Raw genomic sequence first — 20506 nt, 5'->3', positions numbered from 1 at the left:
TCTGTTAAGAATTTTACAGACTGGCTACTTGGCCAAAAGTCGGACTTCTATTCCATGTTCTTGCGTGGATCCGTCTTTGGCTTCCTCAGATTTTACCTCTGTGAAAGCGTAGCCTTTGGACTGCAGGCGTTTAGCATTGATGCCATTCGCTACCAGATAGTCTAAAACGGCTTTAGCGCGGCTTTCAGAAAGAGGTTGGCTCGCCTCTTGAGTGGCGGTGAGTCCCGCCACTTCTGCCCGAAGGCTTTTCTTATCATTCAACAGGGCTACCAGTGCTTTCAACTCATAGGTAGCTTCTGGCAGTAGGCTTGCCTTCCCTTCCTCAAAGAAAATATTACGCAACGGTAAAACGCTACCGGCCTCTAGCGGCTGCAGTGTCACGGACCGGTCCTCTTTCCTAAAACCAGCGGTAGCTGGCAGATTGTAGTTCTCTGAGTGGAATGCATACTCATCCCGTTTGATGGCCAAGCCATAGTTCTTACCCGCCGGCAAAGAAACCAGATACTTGCCCGTTGCGCTGTTGGAGGTAAACGTGGTAATCACCTCTTTTCTAAGGTTGTCAATCACTTCTACCTTGGCTTCTACAGGCTTCTGGGTTTTAGCATCCAAAATAGTGCCCTGCACGATGATGTTCTGCGGCGTTTTCAAGTCAAGCACTGGCATGATGACCGGCAGCGGCACTTGCATGGAGGTACTGGCAATCAAGTCATCCTCTGTGTTCAACACCATGTGCTTTTCAGCACCCATAAAGGTGAGGCGGTAAATGTCGCTTTCGCCTTGGCTTCTGTCTAACCTGCTTGAGGCAAGGTACCCATACCGGCCGTTGGCCGTCAAGCTCAGGAATTTGTCATCTTCTGGAGTGTTCACCGGGTAGCCTAGGTTTTCGGGTTCAGACCATTGCCCGTTTTCCAGCACGCTTTTGAAGATGTCATATCCGCCCATGGAATTGTGCCCCTCAGAGCTAAAGTACAAGGTCTTGCCATCTGGCAGCAAGAACACGGCCCCTTCATCATAGGCCGTGTTGATTTTTGGCCCAGCGCTCATGGCCTTGCCCCAATTACCTTTAGCGTCCTGCACAGAAAAGTAAATATCTCCCTGGCCAATGCCGTTCTCGCGGTCACTTACAAAGTAGAGGGTCTTGCCGTCATAAGAGTACGTAGCCGATGTTTCCCGGGCGCTGGAGTTGATTTCTTTGGACAGTTCATCTGGCTTGCTCCATTCATTGCCTTTCAAGACGCATTCATAGAGGTTACCATCACCCTCATCTCCGGTAAACAAAAAGCGCTGACCGTCTGGCGAGATAGCCACAACCACTTCGTTTTTCTCTGTGTTAATGTTTTTGTCTAAAGCCTTGGCAACCGTCCACTGACCATTAACCTTAGTAGAGATGTAAATGTCATCATGGGCGAGTTTGTCTTTGTCGGGCTGAGCTTTTCCGTCTGGCAAAACAACCCGGCGCGAGGAGAACAGCATCACCATCTCATCTGCATTTACTACCGGCTGGGTATCTGTGAACCTAGAGTTGATGAGGTCGCCGGCGTTGTCAAAAAACACGCGCACCGGTTTCTTCTGCAGCTTCTCTCCAGACAGACTTTCCCTGATGTATTTGTTAACTACATCTGCCTTGGCCCTTCCCTTATCCGTGGACAAGGTGGCCAAATACTTTTTGTAGTCAGAGACCGCTTTCTGCCACTCCATGTTCATCTGGTAGGCTCTGGCTAAATAGAAACCCAGTTCTGGGTCAATGGCCGGATTCAGTTTTTTGGCTTTCTCCAGATAAGGCAAGGACTTGGCTTTCTGATCAGAGAACAAATAGGCCACCCCTAGGCGGTAGTTTAACAGAGCATTGTTGGGGTTAACCGCATAGGCATCCAGGTAGGGCGCTATGGCCTCTTTGTAAAATTTCTTACGGTAGGCGTCATCGGTTTTCTTAGAGGTGGCTGCAAAAATATCATTGCCTTCATCCAACCGTTTTTTGGCCTCTTTAAAGCCTTCTTTATTCTGCGCGAAATTCTCTTTAACAAACTCCACATTCTGGCCCATGGCTAGGCTCATGCTTAAAGAGCAACCCAGCACCAAGCCTAATTTTTTCATATCCATATTATATTCTTTAAGAGCTGGAAGTCTATTTTTCTTGACAATACAACAGATAGGCCTTAGCAGCCGGCACATTTAGGCTGACCGCCTTCTCCCAGTCCTGGCAGGCGCTGGCATCCCGCAGCATTTCTTTGGCATTGCCTCTGTTGAAATACGCATAGCCGTAGTCTGGATTTATTTGCAGCGCGAAGTTGCAGTCCTCCAGTGCTCCTTTAAAATCCTGCAGTTTGTATTTAGCGGCCGCCCGATTGTTGAAGGCAAAAGCATACTGCGGATTCAACTGCACTGCTTTGGTGAAATCTGCCAGGGCGCCTTCATAATCACCGGCTTCGTATTTTGCCCTGCCGCGGCTGTTGTAAGCCAGATAGTAGTCCTTGTTGCGTTCAATGGCTTTAGAGAACTCCTCTGCAGCGCCGGTGTAGTCTTTCTTACCCAGTTTATAATTCCCCAAACTGAAATAGGCCATGGCAATGTCTGGGTTTACCTCAATGGCTTTTCTATAGTCTGCCAAGGCACCCTCCATGTCATTTAATTGGCGTTTGGCAGTCCCGCGGTCATGGTAGGCGTACCCGTTTCTAGGACTTATTTTAATGACTGCTGAGTAATCCTCCATGGCAGTTTTGTAGTCTCCATTCTCAAAATGCAAACCGCCTCTTTGGTACAGGGCCTGGTAATAGTTTGGATCCGCTTCCAGGGTTTGGGTATAATCTGCGGCGGCGCCGGTTTTGTCTTTTAGCAGATACTTGGCTTTGCCACGATTGAACAAGGCCTGCGCATTCTTGCTGTTAAGCGCCGCTACTTTGCTGTAATCGTCAATGGCGCGCTGCACTTCTTTCAGCTCCAGGTACGCTGCGGCGCGGCCCATGTAGGCCTGCTCAAATTCTGGACGCAAGGCAATCACCGAGTCTAAATCAATGACGGCGGTGCGGTATTCTTTCTGGCTTAAATACTCAAGTCCGCTTTTGTAGAGTTTGTCTGCCACCAGTGCCAGCTCATTGGCTTTGGCCATTTCCAGGCTGTCTTTGGCAACGGGCGCCGTTGCCTGGGCTAATTGCGCGTTGCTGGTGAACCAGCCGGCACAGCCCAAAAAGAGGAAAAGTAGTCTTTTCATCATAGAATGCTTATTTAAGAAAGGAGAAACAAAGAAACAGAGGAGACAAACTGCCGCCCAACCCACATACAACCAACTTCACAAACTCAGAAACATAAGAAAGGCTCTGCTTGCTACAGAAAGGCAATCAAGAAGCAGAGGTATTAAAATTCTCTTCTTAGGGGTGCAGAAGAGGTAAAGGTATTGCAGCCGACGATCCTTTGATCAGCTTGACAAAATTACGACTTAATTGAATATAGACAATAGCCACTATTAGGCGCAAAGTACTGTATACTATTTATTTAAAATTGGGTTTAATTGATTTTAATAGTTGCATTGGCTTCTCATATAGCTTAAGGAAGCATAAAAAAAGGTAAAGACGCTAAGTGGCGGTCATTACCTTTTCAAGAGAGTAATATTTTGGCTGATGATACTTAGTTACCAATAAACTTATAACCCAAGCTGAAGATAATTTGCTTACCAGCCACATCAAACTTGTTGGCGGCATCATCTGCGTAAGTGCGCGTTAACCGTTCATACCGTACATCTAAGGTGAGTTTAGAGATATCAAGGCCTGCGCCTATTTGGTAACCCCAGTCAGCAGAATCAAAGTATTTGTCCACTTCTTCATCCCTAAAATCACTATTAATCATGATGGAGGCTACCAGGCCGGCGTATACTCTGGCCACTTTCATAAAGTTATAGCCAACCAACACCGGTACGTCTAAATGAGAAAAGCCCATCTCCTCTATCGTTTTATTGCCAGACACGGCTTCCTGTATTTCCACTTTTCCACCCGAAGCCGAGAACACTCCCTCTGGCTGCACAAAAAATCCTCCCAATTGCACTCGGGCGAAGGCCCCGGCATGGAAACCCGTGATGTTGTCCTCTTCTTTAAACTGCTCCGTGTTGCTGGACGCATTTTTAATGTCTATGGTAGAAGAACTTATACCAGCTTTCAAGCCCAAAGCAAACTGAGCCTGCGCTGAACTTAATGCCGCCAAAAAAACCACAAACAATAAGAAAGTCTTTTTCATAGGAATCATATTTGCTTGATCTATAAGACTTTTTACGCGCATGGGTCCCCTATGGACTAGGCAAAAACGGAAGATAAACCTTTGGTCAAACAGCGTTAATTCAAGCTTATCACCAAATCATCTGCCTGCACCAAGGTGCCGTCCGTTAAGTGGATGTCTGCCACCACCAAGTCATCTGGCGCCGTAATGGTGGTTTCCATCTTCATGGCCTCAATGATGAACAAAGGCGTATTGCGCTTGACCTGTTGGTCTTTCTGCACCAACACTTTGGACAGCATGCCTTGTAGCGGCGCACCCATCTGCTTGGCGTTGCCCTTCTCAATTTTGCGGTTTTCGCGGCTTTCTACTTTAATAGACTTGTCACGCACTTCAATGTTACGCGTCTGCCCGTTGAGCTTGAAGAACACGGTTCTATTGCCATTATCATCTGGGTCGGTCATGGACATGTATTGCACAATGATGGACTTGCCCTTGGCCATGTCAATGATATACTCCTCGCCTTGGCGCATGCCGTAGAAGAACACGCGGGTGGGCAGTTTGGACACATCGCCGTACTGCGCCTCATGCTGGCAGTAACCTTCCCACACTTTAGGGTAGAGTTGGTAAGACAGGTAATCTAAGAAGCTTCTGTCACGTCCGAATTTCTCCCTGAACGCCTCATAAGTGGCGTCAATATCCAGCGGCGGAATGTGGTCGTTTGGACGGCCGGTATAAGGTTGTTCATCCTTCAAGACCAGTTTCTGCAGTTTCTTCGGGAAGCCGCCTTCGGGTTGGCCAATGTCGCCTTTAAAGAAGGACTGCACGCTTTCTGGGAACGAAATCTGGTCGCCTTTCTCCAGCACGTCTACCGTAGTCAGGTTGTTGCTCACCAGGTACAAAGCCATATCCCCTACCACTTTAGAGCTAGGAGTCACTTTGATAACATCCCCGAAGAGCTGGTTCACCTCAGTGTAGGTTTCTTTAATTTCTTCCCACTTATCTCCTAAGCCCAGCGCCTGGGCCTGCGGACGCAAGTTGGAGTACTGACCACCCGGAATCTCATGCTGGTAAACCTCGGCGGTACCTGCCATCAAGCCGCTTTCAAACGGATAATAGTACTCCCGCACGGTTTCCCAATAGTTGGAGAACTCGTTTAAGCTTTTCATGTCGAAGTCGCGGTGGCGGTCCTGGAACTTCATCATCTCCACCACCGAGTTAAAGTTAGGCTGCGAGGTCAACCCCGACATGGAGCCCAAGCATACGTCAATCACGTCCACATCGGCTTCAATGGCTTTGAGGTAAGTAGCCGCCTGGATGGAGGCTGTGTCATGCGTATGTAAATGGACGGGCAACTTAACAGTATCACGCAAGGCAGTGACCAGTTCTTTGGCGGCGTAAGGCTTGAGCAGGCCTGCCATGTCTTTGATCGCGATGATGTGCGCACCAGCGTCCTCTAACTGTTTACCTAAGCGCAAGTAATAATCAAGCGTATACTTGGTCTTCTTCGGGTTGAGGATGTCGCCGGTGTAGCAGATGGAGCTCTCCGCTAGGCCCTGGGTACGCTTGCGCACAAAGTTGATACACGACTCCATGCCCGGCATCCAGTTTAGCGAGTCAAAAATGCGGAAGATGTCCACGCCCGTCTCCCAGCTTTTCTCCACAAAGGCCTCAATCAAATTGTCTGGATACGCCTTGTACCCCACCCCGTTTGAACCCCTGATGAGCATTTGCAGCAGGATGTTCGGGATGGCCTGGCGGAGTTGGCGCAATCTATCCCACGGGTCTTCCTGCAAAAAGCGCAGGCAGACGTCAAAGGTGGCACCGCCCCAAACTTCCATACTGAAGGTCTGCGGGTGCATTTTGGCGTAACCTTCGGCCACTTTCATCAAGTCAAACGTGCGCATACGCGTAGCCAATAGGCTTTGGTGCGCATCCCGGAATGTAGTGTCTGTGTAATGAATCTGCTTTTCGTTGCGGAGCCACTGCGAGAACTTCTCGGGGCCCATCTCGGTGAGCAGGTCTTTGGTGCCTTTGGGATACTCGCCGTATTTAGGGTAGGCCGGAATGTGCGGTTTCTCCAGGTTGCGGTAAGGCGGTTTGATTTTGATGTCTGGGTTGCCGTTCACGATAGTGTCTGCCACAAAGCTGAGCAAGCGTGTGGCCCGATCCTGGCTTTTCTGGAACTTGAACAGCTCTGGATGGTCCTTCACGAAGTCTACCGTCGCGTTGCCGCTCACAAACACCGGGTGGCTCACAATGTTGTGCAAGAAGGCCATGTTGTGCCGCACGCCGCGCAACCTGAACTCGTCCAGGGTCCGTTGCATCTTGACAGCCGCGCCCTGCAAAGTATTGTCATGCGCAGAAACCTTCACCAACAGTGAATCAAAGAATGGACTCACTTTGGCACCCTGGTACACGCTTCCTTGGTCTAGACGTATTCCAAAACCTCCGGCACTGCGATAGGCTATTATTGTACCATAGTCAGGTTTGAAGTCGTTTTCGGGATCTTCAGTGGTCACGCGGCACTGGATGGCAAAGCCGGTTGGGGCAATGATGCGGTCTGGGCCCAAATTGATTTCTGGGTCTGAGAGGTTGTAGCCGTCCGCTATGTAAATCTGGGTTTTAATCAAGTCCACACCCGTCACCATCTCCGTGACGGTATGCTCCACCTGAATGCGCGGATTCACCTCAATAAAGTAAATCTCTTCGTTTTCTGGGTTCACCAGAAACTCCACGGTTCCCACGTTGGTGTAATTGACCGCCTTACAGATGCGCAGCGAATAGTCATACAGCTCCTGCTTTACTCCATCTGACAAGCCCAAGGCGGGGGCCACCTCTACCACTTTCTGGAAGCGCCGCTGCACCGAGCAGTCGCGCTCAAAAAGGTGAGTAATGTTGCCATGGTTATCGGCTACTATCTGCACCTCAATGTGCTTGGGGCGCTCCACAAACTTCTCCAAGAACAAAGTATCATCCCCGAAGGCCTTTGCAGCCTCGTTCTTCGCCTCAAAAAAGCCTCTTTCCAACTGCTCATCATCCCTAATCACGCGCATCCCACGTCCCCCACCACCGGCGGCGGCTTTCAGCATGACCGGGTAGCCAATGCGGTGCGCTTCACACAGGGCAATGTCTTTGTCGGTGAGGTCTACTTCATTGCTTTGGATGAGCGGTACGCCCTGCCCCAAGGCTACTTTCTTGGCGGCAATCTTGTCCCCCAACGCGGCCATGGCCTGAGGCTTAGGCCCAATGAACTGGATGCCGTTGTCGGCGCAAGCCTGGGAGAAGTATTTGTTTTCTGAGAGGAAGCCATAGCCTGGGTGAATGGCGTCTACGCCGCTGTCTTTGGCTATTCTGATGATTTCTTCAATGTTGAGGTAGGGCTGAAGCGGCTGGTTTTCCTTGCCTATCTGGTAGGCTTCGTCTGCTTTGTAGCGGTGCAGCGAATACCGGTCTTCATAGGTATAGACAGCCACCGTCTGGATGCCCAGCTCATTACAGGCTCTTAGTACACGAATAGCGATTTCGCCGCGGTTGGCGACTAACAGTTTTTTAATCTTCATGGGGCGTTTGGTAGTGGAGAACTTGAACAGGCCAGCCCCGCTTGGCAACCTACGGGTAGCGCTTTAGGGAATGTCTGGCTAGATTCCTCCCGATACGTAAAAGTGGCCCCAAAGTATTCATTTTGGCAATAATCTTATTTTTCTATTGCACTTTTCATAACCAAAGGGGGTGTTTCAACCAATATTTTTCTGAATGTGCAAAACACAAGAATAGCTTTAGACTTGGGGTTCAATCGATTTCTCTAACCCAATTTTCACCTCTTTCCGGCAAAACAGGCTAAAAACGGCCCGATGAAAATACTTTTACCAACTTTAAATAGTGGGAGATATTTTGTTCAGATGAGTGCTTACCTACTGCTTCGGATGGCTATTAATATTAACTTTAAGCTATCTTTTAAATAACTTTCGGCATCTACTCTTGGCGCAGCATCCCATGAAAAAGACTTTATTTCTGGCACTCTTGACAACAAGCTTTATTGCTTCTGTCTCAACCACATTTGGACAAACCTACCAGGCTCAAGCTGCCAGAGTCATTGCCAACCAGAATATGCAGATGAATATGCAAATGAGTCATCAGATGCATATGCTACACATTATGTCTATGGGAAGTAGAAGTACCACCTTAAAAAACCCATTATCCAATTACATTGTCGTGATGGAGGACAGCACCGTTAGGCAAGTTCAAGGCAAGATTAAGTTTGATGTATTTAACAAGAGTTATCTAGAGACACTCGACCTGTCAAAAAAAATGAGTGACCCTGCGCGCAATCTAAAAATCTATCCAAAAAACACCCGCTCTATTACCAAGGTCTTTACTAACAAAAAGCAGTCAGTTCCTGGTTTAGCAGCAGACAGTTGTTGGTTGTTTAAGTCGGTGGAAGGTAAAATCAATGGGTACACCTATCTACCACTTCCACAAAACCCTTCAGCTGTCAATAGTGGTTATTTCAAATTCTTCCAGAAAGGTGATGGCAGACTGCAGATTCTTCAACAAGATTCTTTATTAATGATGATGCACGACAATGAAAAAGCGAAGAGCATCCTAAAAAAAGAAAGTCCCTACGAAGCGCTCTTAGAATACAATAGATCGAAACAAAACGATAAATAGCTCTTTCCGTTTTCGGGCTGTTTTCCAGAAAACAGCCCGAAAACGGTTACAATAAAGCCATGCCGCCTCTTCGGTCTACCTTGCCTGTAGCGGTTTCTGGTAGCCTGGGCAGGTACCCGAATTGCTTGGGAATCTCATACTTGCTTAAGGTCTCATTCAGCATTCCTTTCAAGTTTTTCTCTTCTTCTTCGGCAAGCGGTGAACCCTCCAAAACGGCGATTAAGCGTTCCCCCAAAGCCTCGTCTGGCAGAGCCGCGGCAAAAAACCGGCGGTTCATTCCTAAGTTAGACATAGCATCTCCCAAAGCCTGTTCTACTTTCTCTAGCTGCACTTTTACGCCGCCAGAATTGATGATATTATCCGCACGGCCCAGCCATTTAAAGGAATGGGCGTCGCGTAACTCTACCAGGTCATTGGTCACCAGTATCTCATGGTTGGTGACCTCTGCGGAGATGGTGAGGCAACCTCTTTCGTCTTGTCCCAAGATCACTTCCTGGGGAGCCACGTAATACTCGCTTCGGTCTTTGCCGTTCAACTGGCGCACTGCCACATGCGAGACGGTCTCGGTCATGCCATAGCTTTGGTAAACGGGCACTTGCAGGCTTTGGACTGCTTCTTCTAAATTTCTGTGAATGGCGGCCCCGCCTAAGAGCACCGCTTTCATTTGATTGAGTTGGTCTACCTTCTCAGGCGTCTGCTCTAAAAGCATCTGCAATTGCAAGGGTACCATGGCCACGAAGTCAAAAGAGGCGTCTGCGTCTACGTTGGCCAAGGGATTCCCGATTGGTTCTATTATGGTCATGTGTAGCTGCCCCACCAACCCACGCACCAGCATCATCATACCGGCAATGTATTCAGTGTTGAGGCAGACCAGCACTTTGTCCTCGGGCTGAAGATTAAAAATACGAAGCGTGCGTTGGGCGCTAGCCTCCATCTGCTCCCGCGTCAAGGTAATTACTTTGGGCGTACCAGTACTGCCCGAGGTCATCACTGGAAACTCCTGCACGCCCAGCAGCCAGTTCTTGCAGAACTCCAGCGTCTTGATCTCATAGCCGTCCAAGGGAATACTCTCCCGGTAAGAGTACTCTTGCACTTCATCCAGAAAAAACTTCTTTCCATTTAACAGCAGGTGGTCAGGCATAGATGTGGCGTTTGAGCATTTGACGTAAGACACGTGTTGGACGTAAGACACAAGACATAAGATTCAAGACTTTAAAATTTATGCGCGTTTATTGACCTTACTGGTCCAAAGATATGATAGAAAAAAAGAGGTAGCTTTTGTAAAAGCTACCTCTTTTGAAAAAGTCTTGTGTCTTAAATCCTGCGTCTTGTGTCTATAGCAAAATCATGGGAACTTAGGATACTTGGAGAAGTCTGGCTTGCGCTTTTCCAGAAAGGCGTTCTTGCCTTCTTTGGCTTCGTCTGAGAGGTAATACAACAAGGTAGCATCCCCAGCCAACTGCTGAATACCGGACTGTCCGTCCAACTCGGCGTTGAAAGAGGCTTTGAGCATGCGCAGGGCCAGCGGGCTTTTCTCCAGGATTTTTTCACACCAGGCTACGGTGGTTTCCTCTAGTTGCTCCAACGGCACAACCTTGTTCACCAGGCCCATGTCCAGCGCGTCTTGCGCGTTGTACTGGTCGCAGAGGTACCAGATTTCGCGGGCTTTCTTCTGACCTACCACGCGGGCCAGGTAAGAAGCGCCAAAACCACCGTCAAACGAACCAACCTTAGGTCCCGTCTGACCAAACTTAGCGTTGTGAGCCGCAATAGACAAATCACACACCACGTGCAAAACGTGTCCGCCGCCAATGGCCCAACCGGCCACCATGGCAATCACCGGTTTAGGAATGCGTCTAATCTGCATCTGCAGATCTAACACGTTCAACCGTGGCACGGTGTCCTCGCCAATGTAGCCGCCGTGGCCACGCACGCTCTGGTCGCCACCTGAGCAGAAAGCCTTGCCACCTTCGCCGGTCAGGATGATCACGCCAATGTCTGAGTTGTCACGGCAGATGTTCATGGCATCAATCATCTCAGCGACGGTGCGGGGCGTAAACGCGTTGTGCACCTGCGGACGGTTAATGCTGATTTTGGCGATGCCGTTATAAAATTGGAAAAGGATTTCTTTGTATTCTTTAAGGGTAGACCAGTTGTAGTTGCTGTTCATGAAATCTTACGTTAGTAAAACAATACAGCCGTAAAGGTAGAAAGTCCTGGCACGTGAATGCAAGGACTTTCTAAGTAAGCGGCGTAGGATGCCTTCAGGAAATAGGAATACGCTTTTTTTAGCGCGAAGTTTTACTGGTTGTTTTTGGCCTGTTTTCCAGAAACCAAGCCAAAAACGGACTTTTGATTAGCGTTTAAACCAAGTATTAATAACTGTGGGTGTCATGGTGCCACAAAGGATCTGTTCTAGTGGCGTGCTCGTCCATCTTACGGTCTAAGGAGTAATACCCAGAGCCGCCAATCAGGTAGACCACCAGTACCATCAAGACCACGATAGAAACCCACAGCTCGGTGTTTTCTGAATAAAAGCCGCGGTTAGGGTTCACAAACAACACCGCGCCCACCAGAATGGGAATCTGCACCGCCGCCGCAAACCTGGTTTTAAGGCCCAGGGCAATCATGGGACCGCCTACCAAGTGAGCGAATGCCACCATATGGGCCAATCCAAAGGCCACAAACTCAAACTGGCTTTTCTCCATGATCTGTGCCAGTGCCGACGTGTCTGAGATAAACATCAAGCCCTTGTACAAAAGGAACAAGCCCAAGGCAACCCTTCCTATGTCATACAACACAGGGTGATGTTTGGATTGCCAGGAATCAACTTCATTTGTCCATGCCATTTTAATTACGCTTTTACTGTAGCGCCCTACCTCCTTATACGTTGGTACTCAAAAAGATGCAATGACAAAAAGCGAATATTGCTATAGTTGAGAAGTTGAATTCTTCCCAAGCGAGATTTCCTGCTGCACCATTTCCCTGTAGGCCGCAAACACCTGGTAATTCTCAGGGCTGCTCGTCTCCACCTCTAATAACTGAGGCCCGGCAGAAAGGTCGAAGAATTTAGGCAATGCTTCTGCTAAGGCATTCCCATCGGTGACTTTTAAGTAGGTCAGGCCCATGTCTTCGGCGGTTTTCTGGGCGGTCTGGCGTTGGTCGGTTTCAAAGAAAGGACCAAGTTCTGGCTGGCTGCGCGGTCCTTCTATCATCCTGAAGATGCCACCGCCGTGGTTGTTCAAGACCATTATCCTTAAATTCTGCGGAAGGTAATTGTGCCAGAGCGCGTTGCGGTCATACAAGAAGGCCATGTCGCCGGTGAGCAGGGTTACCAGTTTGTCGGTGCTGAGGGCGGCACCCACGGCGGTACTGGTGCTTCCGTCAATGCCGCTGGTGCCTCGGTTGGCCATCACTTCTACATTTTCTAAGGCAGAAACCCCAATCAGGTTGGCGTAGCGTACGCTCATACTGTTGGCCAAATGCAAGATGCTGTTGGTTGGCAGACTTCTGAGCACTTGATGACACACCTTGAACTCCGAAAACGGGCTATTTTCCTGGAATCTCTCCAAAACTGATTTGCCTTGCGCGTTCAATTCAAACCAGGCATTAGCAAAGTTGGGAGCAACTTTTGCGTTCGTCTCATTTAAAGTGACTTGTTGGAAAAACACCTTCGGCTCTGCCCGGATGATGCGCGTCAAGGCCTGAAAGGTGTCTGCCACTTGGCCGGCGGGTTGCACGTGCCAGTGCTGCATGTTCTGCTGGCCGCGCAGGTACAGCTTCAGGTTTTTGGAGATGAGCGACTTATGGAAGGTGAGGAGCAAGTCGGGCTGAATGGCCGGTTCCGTTTTCGCAGATTTTGCCGCTAGGAACACATCATGGTAGCTGATGGTCTCGCCTTCTACCTGTTGGTTGCTGATGGTGTCCGTCACGAACACAGCGCCCGTGGACTGGCAAAAATGCCATACCGCCTCTTGCAAGGCTTGGTCTTTCCTTCCTTGGCCGGCCACTACCAAGATGCGTTTGAAGCCTTTTAACTCGTCTTGTAAGGTTGTGACAACGTCCTGTGACAGTTGCCCCGAGGAAGGGAACTCCTCAATGATTTTTACATATGCGCCGTAGGCAAACGTCTCCCCTTCCTCAGGGTAAAAAGGCTCACGCAAAGGAATATTGATATGCACAGGACCTTTTGGAAACGCCACGGTTTCATTGAGTGCCTCATTGATAAGCCGAGTGGCGTGCCATTGCGAGTCTGCATGACTGGTCTCCACCGGAAAATCCAGGCTTCGCTTCACGTGACCGCCGTAAATGTGCGATTGCTTGATGGTCTGTCCGTCCAGTTGGTCAACCCATTCCGGCGGACGGTCTGCGGTCAACACCAATAAGGGGATGTGCTGGTAAAATGCCTCGGCCACGGCAGGCGCGTAATTGTAGGCTGCCGTGCCCGAAGTGCATACCAACACCACCGGTTTCTGAGTCTGCTGGGCAATGCCTAAGCCAATGAATGCGGCGCTACGCTCATCTGACACGGTGCGCACGCGTAGCTGCGGATGACGCGCAAAGGCCAGCACCAAAGGCGCACACCGTGAGCCCGGCGACAAGACAATGTCTTGCACGCCTTTGCGGGCGCAGATTTCAGCTATGTCAATGACAGATTGTAAAATCATGAATCAAGGTCTTGGAAAAGACGCAGAACGGTCTGCATCTTCAGTTCGGTTTCCAGCCACTCTTTGGCCGGGTTTGAGTCAGGGGTCATGCCTGCCCCAGCGTAGGCGGTCACGGTGTCTTTGCCTAGCTCCACGCAGCGCAGATTCACAAACAGGTTGGTCTCCCCTTCTATCTGCACCGGGCCCAGATACCCGCTGTAGTACCGTCGTTGGTGCGGCTCCAGCTGGCTAATCATCTTCAAGGCTGCGGCCCTGGGCATGCCGCCTACTGCCGAAGTGGGGTGCAACAACTCCAACATCTGCGTTCCCAGCTTCGGGAAGCCTACTTCGTCCATGGCCGCGCTAAAGTCGGTGCGCAAATGCAAAAGGTTACCGGCCAAAATGGTACGCGGACCCATCTCCACGTATTCGCGCAGGCGTAAATGCCGGAAACAGCTCACAATGTAGCGTTGCACCAGGGCCTGTTCCTCAATCTCCTTCTGGCGCCAGATAGCATCGGCGGGCGTGAGTCCATCGGTCAACGGCTGTGTGCCGGCCAATGCCACCGTCCTGAACACCTTGTGCTTGTCTATCTGCACCAATAATTCTGGCGTTGCCCCCAGCCAAGTCCCTACCCCCGGAATGGCCACCAAAGAAATGAACGCCGTCGGGTACAATTGGGTCAGTTGGGTGAACTGTTGTAGGATGTCTATCTCCTTCGCTAAGGGCAAGGTTTTGGTGCGCGACAAGACCACTTTCTCTAAACAACCCGCTTGCATGGCGTTGACGGCGGTGGTAACCGTCTCCTCAAAGTCTTCTCTGTCTATTTGCGAGGTTTGTCCTTCAGGGTGAACCGGCCACTCTTTTAGTTGATGGTGTTGTCCTTTTTGGGCTATTTCCTGGAAAAGAGGCCAAAAACGGTCAGGGGTCCCTGTTGTATTTAATTGAATCTGTGTCGAGCCTTTGCCGCAATAGTAGATATCTGCGGGTAGAAACTGATTGGGCGCCGTTACAGAGGCTTCAAATGGGCAGAAGGCAAAACCAGGGACGGGTCCCTCTAAAGGCGGAAGCGAGGTTTGGCTGCCAGAGGTGGCTACCAACACCTGTACCTCGGTTTGATTGGGAAGGCGCCAAAGCACGGACGGTAATTGCGTCTCTACCCCCGCTAAGAAAAGCGAATGGGCAATGTCTAATGGCAAGGCTTCCGGCAAAGGGTAGACCGAAGTACTATCGTCTGGCATTCAATTATAATTAAGCTACTACAGCTAGTTCTTACTAATAATGAGGCGTAAAAATAGGTTCTACCCCTTATCCAAAACGGCCATGGTGATGCGACTGATGCACACCAAATCACCGGATTCTGTGGTGATACGGATTTCCCAGACTTGGGTCTTTCTTCCAATGTGCACCGCCGTGGCCCTGCCATACACATACCCGCTACGCGCACTCTTGATATGGTTGGCATTGATTTCCAATCCCACGCAGAACTGCTTTTCTAAATCCAGAAACATGGTGGCACCCACGCTTCCCAAGGTTTCGGCCAAAGCCACAGAGGCGCCGCCGTGCAACAGGCCCATGGGCTGATGGGTGCGATGGTCCACGGGCATTTTGCCAACCAGGTAATCGTCGCCAATCTCAGTGTATTCTATGCCAATGTGCTCGCCCATGGTGTTTTTGTTCCAGGCGTTTAACTGCTCTAAAGAAACGTCAGCGCGTCTTTTCATGGCTACTTTTCGTATTTATCCCCTACCTTTAGGGCCTGCAAATTAGCGTAAAATTGAGCCTCAAAAAAATCTACCTCATCCGGCACGGCCAAACCGACCTGAACCTGCAAGGCATTGTTCAGGGAAGCGGTGTGGACTCTCCTTTGAATGAGACCGGCAGGTGGCAGGCCGAGAAATTCTTTGACGCCTACCGGCACATCCAATTTGACAAGGTCTACACCTCCACCCTGCAACGCGCGCAACAATCCGTGCAAGGGTTTCTGGACCTGGGCCTGCCGCATGAGGCGCACGCCGGCCTGAATGAGATTTGCTGGGGCTGGCGCGAAGGCACTAAAATATCTCCCGAAGAGGACGCCTATTACTATGAGGTGCTGGGCCGTTGGCAGAAAGGCGAGATTGACCTACCCATTGAAGGCGGCGAAAGCCCTGTGCAGGTGGCCGAGCGTCAAAAGCCGGTCATTGATTTGATTCTGTCCCGGCCCGAGGAGGAAACCATTCTCATTTGCATGCACGGCCGGGCCATGCGCGTTTTCCTCTCGCAGTTGCTGCATTACCCCTTGAGCCAGATGGACCGGTTTATCCATTACAACCTGTGCCTGTACCAGCTCAACTTTACGGGAAGTATGCTGTGGGTAGAGAAGTTTGCAGACGTGTCCCACCTGTCCTAACAAATGCTTGGTTTTCCGTTTTTGGCCTGTTTTCCGGAAAGAAGCCCAAAAACGGATGGAGAATCAATTCCCCGCGTATTTGTATTACACCAATTTTGCCTCTATTTTTGAGGTTCTAAAACCGAGCAAAGAATATGGCTGAAATCATCCGAATGCCCAAGATGAGCGACACTATGACCGACGGCGTGATTGCCAGTTGGTTAAAGAAAGTTGGTGATTCTGTGAAATCTGGGGACGTTCTCGCCGAAGTGGAAACCGACAAGGCGACCATGGAACTAGAGTCTTACGAAGACGGAACCTTATTATATATTGGCCCCAAAAATGGTGAGTCAGTTCCGGTAGACGGCGTTCTGGCCATTATTGGAAAAGAAGGCGAAGATATTTCTGGCCTCATGGCCGAGGTGAACGGCGGCGGCGCAGCCCCTGCCCCAAAGGCAGAAGAGGCCCCCAAAGCCGAAGCGCCCAAGGAAGAGCCTAAGAAGGAAGAAGCCGCTCCCGCCCCGCAACCAGCCGCTGCTGCTCCTACCGCCAATGTGAACGCCGAGATTGTGCGCATGCCCAAGATGAGCGACACCATGACCGATGGCACCATTGTGGCCTGGCACAAAAAAGTGGGCGACAAAGTAAAATCTGGCGACCTGCTAGCCGAAGTAGAGACTGACAAAGCCACTATGGAGTTGGAGTCTTACGAAGACGGCACGCTATTATATATCGGTGTAGAAGCTGGGGCCTCAGTAGCCGTAGACGGTGTTCTTTGCATCATAGGTGAAGCCGGCGCTGACTACCAAGCCTTATTGAACGGCGGCGCGCAAAGTGGCGGAAACGCCAACCCGGCCACTGCCCCTACCCAAGAACAAGCCACCCGCTTAGAAGAACATAAAACCGAAGCCCAGTCGCAGTCTGGCGACGGCGTTGGCCAGGCCTCAAGCTTGCCTACTCCGGCCCCTGCGGCTTCTGGCGCTGCCCCAGCCACTGGCAACCAGGGACGTGTACTGGCATCGCCGTTGGCAAAGAAGGTAGCCCAGGAGAAAGGCATTAGCCTAACAGACGTAAAAGGCTCTGGCGAGAATGGCCGTATTGTATTGCGCGACGTGGAGAACTTTACCCCATCTGCCGCTGCACCTAGAACACAAGCACCAGTGGCTTCTGCCCCTGCTACGCCTGCCGCTCCGGTAGCTGCGCCAGGCGAAGCCTATTCAGAGGTGCTGGTGTCTCAGATGCGCAAAATCATTGCTAAACGTCTAGCCGAAAGCAAATTCTCTGCGCCGCACTTCTACCTGACCATGGAGATTGACATGGACAGAGCCATGGAAGCCCGCGTGAGTATCAATGAAGTGTCTCCGGTGAAAGTGTCGTTCAATGATCTGGTCATTAAAGCCGCCGCCGCCGCTTTGCGCAAGCACCCTGCCGTGAACTCATCGTGGTTAGGCGATAAGATCCGTTACAACAACGTCATCAACATTGGCGTGGCGGTAGCGGTAGAAGATGGTCTTTTAGTACCAGTGGTTCGCAACGCTGACCAAAAGACTCTTTCTGCTATCTCTGCGGAAGTGAAGGACCTGGGCGGAAAAGCCAAGAGCAAGAAACTTCAGCCGTCAGACTGGGAAGGCAACACCTTCACCATCTCTAACCTAGGCATGTTTGGCATTGAAGAGTTCACCGCCATCATCAACCCACCAGATGCGTGCATCCTGGCCGTGGGTGGCATCAAGCAGACGCCGGTGGTGAAGAACGGTCAGATTCAAATTGGCAACATTATGAAAGTGACCTTGTCCTGTGACCACCGAGTGGTGGACGGCGCCGTGGGCTCTGCCTTCCTGCAGACCTTGAAAGGCTTCCTGGAAGACCCGGTGAGAATGTTAGTGTAAGTACTTAGCATATCTTTATAAAAGAGAGTCGCCGGAGAAATCTGGCGGCTCTCTTCGTTTTTGGTCTATTTCTCAGAAAACGGGCCAAAAACGAAAACCAATTCCTGCGTATACCTAGCGTGCCCGCCGCGTCTACTGCCAAGAAATGCGCAGGCGTGGCATTATGGAAAGATTGTCGTAGTTTCGCGGCTGATTCCGTAAGGGAGAACAAATCGAATTAGAAAATATGGCTAAAATACGTTCTACCACGGTGCTGGGCATCTACCACAACGGCGAAGTAGCCTTGGGGGCAGATGGGCAGGCTACCATGGATAAATACATTGCCAAGAGCAACGTGCGCAAGGTGCGCGTGCTGCAGGACGGCAAGATTGTGACGGGCTTCGCCGGTTCCACCGCCGACGCCTTCACTCTGCTGGAGCGCTTTGAAGAGAAGCTCAACGCCTACGGCAACAACATGAAGCGCGCCGCCATTGAACTGGCCAAGGACTGGCGCAAAGACCAGTACCTGCGCAAGCTAGAGGCTATGATGGTGGTGGCTAATAAAGAAGAGCTCCTGATTATCTCGGGCACCGGCGACGTGCTGGAACCCGACCACCAGATTGCCGCCATCGGCTCAGGGAGCACCTACGCGCAGTCGGCGGCCCTGGCCTTAAAGAAGCACGCGCCGCATCTAACGGCAGAGGAAATGGTACGCGAGGCCTTGACCATTGCCGCAGATATTTGCATATACACTAACCACAATCTCATTATTGAAAAACCCATTTAACTGTACGGTTGAGTGGTTTGCTTTTCGGTTTGGCATCTTAGGTGTTGGGGCCTCGTAAAAGCAACATAAATTTTGTTTCACACGCTTTTTAAAGAACAGTAACGATATGAAGGTAACGCAGTTCCTGAAAGACCATTATAAGCATTTTAACGCGGCCGCCGTCATTGACGCCGCTGAAGGATACAAACTCCACCTAACCAACGGTGGTAAAATGATGATTACCCTGGCAGGTGCCATGAGTACCGCCGAGCTGGGTATCATCCTGGCAGAAATGATTCGTCAGGACAAGGTGCAGGCCATCACCTGTACCGGTGCCAACCTGGAAGAAGACATCTTCAACCTGGTGGCCCATGATTTCTACGAGCGCATCCCTAACTACCGCGACCTGACACCCCAGGACGAGCAAGACCTGTTGGACCGTCACTTGAACCGCGTAACCGATACCTGTATTCCAGAGGAAGAGGCAATGCGCCGTCTGGAGCACGTGGTCTTGAAATACTGGCAGAAAGCCGACCAAGCCGGTGAAGCCTATTTCCCGCACCAGTTCTTCTACCAGATTCTGTTGTCTGGCGAGTTGGAGCAGTATTACCAGATTGACCCGAAGAACAGCTGGATGCTAGAGGCCGCTAAGAAGAACCTGCCTATTTTTGTACCAGGCTGGGAAGACTCTACGCTGGGTAACATCTACACCGGCCACGTAATCTCTGGTGACATCAAGAACGTGCACACCATGCGCACGGGTATCCAGTACATGATGGAACTGGCCGAGTGGTACACCCAAACTGCCACGGACGAGTCAACCATTGGCTTCTTCCAGATTGGCGGCGGTATTGCCGGTGACTTCCCTATCTGCGTAGTGCCTATGCTACACCAAGACCTGCAGCGTACGGGCGTTCCATTGTGGGGCTACTTCGCTCAGATTTCTGACTCTACCACCAGCTATGGGTCTTACTCGGGCGCTGTGCCCAATGAGAAAATTACCTGGGGTAAACTGGGCGTAGACACACCTAAGTATGTGATTGAGTCAGATGCTACCATTGTGGCGCCTTTGATCTTCGCCATCGTGTTAGATTACTAAGAACATTAAGTAGCCGATTTTAGGCTATTTTCTGGAAAGGGAGCGGAAACCACCGCTCCCTTTTTTTGTGCCCCTTTTCATCAGAATCCATCTGTAAGCACTAGGTCTAAATTGTCAGTTAGAGCGCATTTCCTTTAGAAATCTGCTTAAACAAGAATTTTAACGATTCTTATAAACCCATAGAATCCTTGCGGGGCCGGACATCGTAAGTAAAAGAGTTATAGAGTTTTACTTAGAGCGCGAATGAAATGAAAAACAAATACGTTTTCACCCAATTGATGTTAGTGCCCTTGGCCTTGCTACTGAGTGGCTGTATGATCTTCAATAAGCAGAAATACGGTTCTGACTACAGTTACTCGGGCATGTTTAACAAGTACAAGACGTTTGGCTTCATCACCCACGCCTCCAATGAGGACAGCACCACCCTCAAAAGCTACGAAGTGCTCAAGAAATATATCAGGGAGCGCCTAGAGGTGCAAGGCTATACCTACACCGAAAAAAAACCAGACCTCCTGGTAAGCTATTTCATCTTCTTTGACGACCTTAACATGAAAGGCTATGAGCAAGAAGAATTTGACATTTGGCTAGCCGAAAACGCCGACAACGGTGAAGGCGTAAAGTCCAAAGACCCCTACAAACCCATCAAAATCTACATGAGCCAGGGCACGCTTATGGTCACCTTGCTAGACAACAAGCGCCAAAATGCGGTATGGCAGGGCTATACGTCTGGGGTCATGGCCGATAAAAACACCGAGACCACGGTGTACCTCAACAGAGCCGTACGCACCATCTTTGACCAGTACCGCGTGTTCAGGCAAGGCTACCTGCGCGAGTCGTATAACCATAACTAAAGTATTCGGGCCAATGTGTACCTTCGGGGATTGA

At 50.3% G+C, this 20506-nt stretch carries 16 protein-coding genes; 6 read left to right on the top strand and 10 right to left on the bottom strand.

Going from position 1 to position 20506, the window contains the following annotated elements; translation table 11 throughout:
* Positions 1-24 precede the first annotated feature (24 nt).
* The 4 genes from TH61_RS13420 to TH61_RS13405 all read right to left on the bottom strand — a co-directional run bounded on the left by TH61_RS13420 (position 25) and on the right by TH61_RS13405 (position 7763).
* Positions 25-2094, bottom strand: coding sequence for an OmpA family protein (locus TH61_RS13420; RefSeq protein ID WP_197464040.1), 2070 nt, complete (start codon positions 2092-2094; stop codon positions 25-27).
* A gap of 31 nt (positions 2095-2125) precedes the next feature.
* Positions 2126-3211: a tetratricopeptide repeat protein gene (locus tag TH61_RS13415; RefSeq protein WP_066510280.1), complete on the bottom strand. Its 1086-nt coding sequence runs from the start codon at positions 3209-3211 to the stop codon at positions 2126-2128.
* A 410-nt stretch (positions 3212-3621) separates the two neighbouring features.
* Complete coding sequence (locus TH61_RS13410; RefSeq protein WP_197464038.1) at positions 3622-4224, bottom strand: porin family protein; 603 nt, start codon at positions 4222-4224, stop codon at positions 3622-3624.
* 95 nt (positions 4225-4319) lie between these two features.
* A complete protein-coding gene (locus tag TH61_RS13405; protein WP_066512864.1) occupies positions 4320-7763 on the bottom strand; it encodes a pyruvate carboxylase in 3444 nt (1147 codons plus the stop codon).
* A gap of 433 nt (positions 7764-8196) precedes the next feature.
* Here TH61_RS13405 and TH61_RS13400 point away from each other — a divergent pair, with 433 nt between their 5' ends.
* Positions 8197-8871 (top strand): hypothetical protein, encoded by a 675-nt coding sequence (locus TH61_RS13400; protein WP_066510269.1) that lies wholly within the window; start codon positions 8197-8199, stop codon positions 8869-8871.
* Positions 8872-8917: 46 nt separating this feature from the next.
* On the opposite strand, the gene TH61_RS13395 is transcribed toward TH61_RS13400, so the two are convergent.
* The 6 genes from TH61_RS13395 to TH61_RS13370 form a co-directional block, all read right to left on the bottom strand.
* A complete protein-coding gene (locus TH61_RS13395) occupies positions 8918-10012 on the bottom strand; it encodes an AMP-binding protein (RefSeq protein WP_066510267.1) in 1095 nt (364 codons plus the stop codon).
* 204 nt (positions 10013-10216) lie between these two features.
* Complete coding sequence (gene menB, locus TH61_RS13390; protein ID WP_066510265.1) at positions 10217-11041, bottom strand: 1,4-dihydroxy-2-naphthoyl-CoA synthase; 825 nt, start codon at positions 11039-11041, stop codon at positions 10217-10219.
* 205 nt (positions 11042-11246) lie between these two features.
* A complete protein-coding gene (locus tag TH61_RS13385) occupies positions 11247-11720 on the bottom strand; it encodes a DoxX family protein (RefSeq protein ID WP_066510262.1) in 474 nt (157 codons plus the stop codon).
* 81 nt (positions 11721-11801) lie between these two features.
* Entirely contained in the window at positions 11802-13538 is a 1737-nt protein-coding gene (menD, locus tag TH61_RS13380; protein WP_066510259.1) for a 2-succinyl-5-enolpyruvyl-6-hydroxy-3-cyclohexene-1-carboxylic-acid synthase, read from the bottom strand.
* On the bottom strand, positions 13535-14758 hold the full coding sequence (locus TH61_RS13375) for a chorismate-binding protein (protein WP_066510256.1): 1224 nt from the start codon (positions 14756-14758) through the stop codon (positions 13535-13537). Before TH61_RS13375 ends, menD begins: the two co-directional genes overlap by 4 nt.
* Before the next feature lie 60 nt (positions 14759-14818).
* Positions 14819-15241 (bottom strand): hotdog fold thioesterase, encoded by a 423-nt coding sequence (locus TH61_RS13370; RefSeq protein ID WP_066510254.1) that lies wholly within the window; start codon positions 15239-15241, stop codon positions 14819-14821.
* Positions 15242-15294: 53 nt separating this feature from the next.
* Here TH61_RS13370 and TH61_RS13365 point away from each other — a divergent pair, with 53 nt between their 5' ends.
* The 5 genes from TH61_RS13365 to TH61_RS13345 all read left to right on the top strand — a co-directional run bounded on the left by TH61_RS13365 (position 15295) and on the right by TH61_RS13345 (position 20472).
* On the top strand, positions 15295-15909 hold the full coding sequence (locus TH61_RS13365; protein WP_066510247.1) for a histidine phosphatase family protein: 615 nt from the start codon (positions 15295-15297) through the stop codon (positions 15907-15909).
* A 134-nt stretch (positions 15910-16043) separates the two neighbouring features.
* Positions 16044-17777: a pyruvate dehydrogenase complex dihydrolipoamide acetyltransferase gene (locus tag TH61_RS13360; RefSeq protein WP_066510244.1), complete on the top strand. Its 1734-nt coding sequence runs from the start codon at positions 16044-16046 to the stop codon at positions 17775-17777.
* Positions 17778-18003: 226 nt separating this feature from the next.
* Positions 18004-18543, top strand: coding sequence for an ATP-dependent protease subunit HslV (gene hslV / locus TH61_RS13355; RefSeq protein ID WP_066510243.1), 540 nt, complete (start codon positions 18004-18006; stop codon positions 18541-18543).
* 106 nt (positions 18544-18649) lie between these two features.
* Positions 18650-19621 carry a deoxyhypusine synthase family protein gene (locus tag TH61_RS13350; RefSeq protein ID WP_066510238.1) on the top strand — a complete coding sequence of 324 codons (972 nt, stop codon included), beginning with the start codon at positions 18650-18652 and terminating at the stop codon, positions 19619-19621.
* Between the two features lie 248 nt (positions 19622-19869).
* Positions 19870-20472: a DUF4136 domain-containing protein gene (locus tag TH61_RS13345; RefSeq protein WP_066510235.1), complete on the top strand. Its 603-nt coding sequence runs from the start codon at positions 19870-19872 to the stop codon at positions 20470-20472.
* Positions 20473-20506 lie beyond the last annotated feature (34 nt).

The sequence above is a fragment of the Rufibacter sp. DG15C genome, assembly GCF_001577755.1.
In the GTDB taxonomy this organism is placed as follows: Bacteria; Bacteroidota; Bacteroidia; order Cytophagales; family Hymenobacteraceae; genus Nibribacter.
The sequence above is the reverse complement of the archived record's forward strand: the minus strand, read 5'-3'. Positions and strand labels throughout refer to the sequence as shown.

What these genes read in the sequence shown, in the direction of transcription:
- TH61_RS13420 (WP_197464040.1), bottom strand. Translation starts at nt 2,094, where the DNA reads ATGAAAAAATTAGGCTTGGTGCTGGGTTGCTCTTTAAGCATGAGCCTA.
- TH61_RS13415 (WP_066510280.1), bottom strand. Translation starts at nt 3,211, where the DNA reads ATGATGAAAAGACTACTTTTCCTCTTTTTGGGCTGTGCCGGCTGGTTC.
- TH61_RS13410 (WP_197464038.1), bottom strand. Translation starts at nt 4,224, where the DNA reads ATGAAAAAGACTTTCTTATTGTTTGTGGTTTTTTTGGCGGCATTAAGT.
- TH61_RS13405 (WP_066512864.1), bottom strand. Translation starts at nt 7,763, where the DNA reads ATGAAGATTAAAAAACTGTTAGTCGCCAACCGCGGCGAAATCGCTATT.
- TH61_RS13400 (WP_066510269.1), top strand. Translation starts at nt 8,197, where the DNA reads ATGAAAAAGACTTTATTTCTGGCACTCTTGACAACAAGCTTTATTGCT.
- TH61_RS13395 (WP_066510267.1), bottom strand. Translation starts at nt 10,012, where the DNA reads ATGCCTGACCACCTGCTGTTAAATGGAAAGAAGTTTTTTCTGGATGAA.
- menB (WP_066510265.1), bottom strand. Translation starts at nt 11,041, where the DNA reads ATGAACAGCAACTACAACTGGTCTACCCTTAAAGAATACAAAGAAATC.
- TH61_RS13385 (WP_066510262.1), bottom strand. Translation starts at nt 11,720, where the DNA reads ATGGCATGGACAAATGAAGTTGATTCCTGGCAATCCAAACATCACCCT.
- menD (WP_066510259.1), bottom strand. Translation starts at nt 13,538, where the DNA reads ATGATTTTACAATCTGTCATTGACATAGCTGAAATCTGCGCCCGCAAA.
- TH61_RS13375 (WP_066510256.1), bottom strand. Translation starts at nt 14,758, where the DNA reads ATGCCAGACGATAGTACTTCGGTCTACCCTTTGCCGGAAGCCTTGCCA.
- TH61_RS13370 (WP_066510254.1), bottom strand. Translation starts at nt 15,241, where the DNA reads ATGAAAAGACGCGCTGACGTTTCTTTAGAGCAGTTAAACGCCTGGAAC.
- TH61_RS13360 (WP_066510244.1), top strand. Translation starts at nt 16,044, where the DNA reads ATGGCTGAAATCATCCGAATGCCCAAGATGAGCGACACTATGACCGAC.
- hslV (WP_066510243.1), top strand. Translation starts at nt 18,004, where the DNA reads ATGGCTAAAATACGTTCTACCACGGTGCTGGGCATCTACCACAACGGC.
- TH61_RS13350 (WP_066510238.1), top strand. Translation starts at nt 18,650, where the DNA reads ATGAAGGTAACGCAGTTCCTGAAAGACCATTATAAGCATTTTAACGCG.
- TH61_RS13345 (WP_066510235.1), top strand. Translation starts at nt 19,870, where the DNA reads ATGAAAAACAAATACGTTTTCACCCAATTGATGTTAGTGCCCTTGGCC.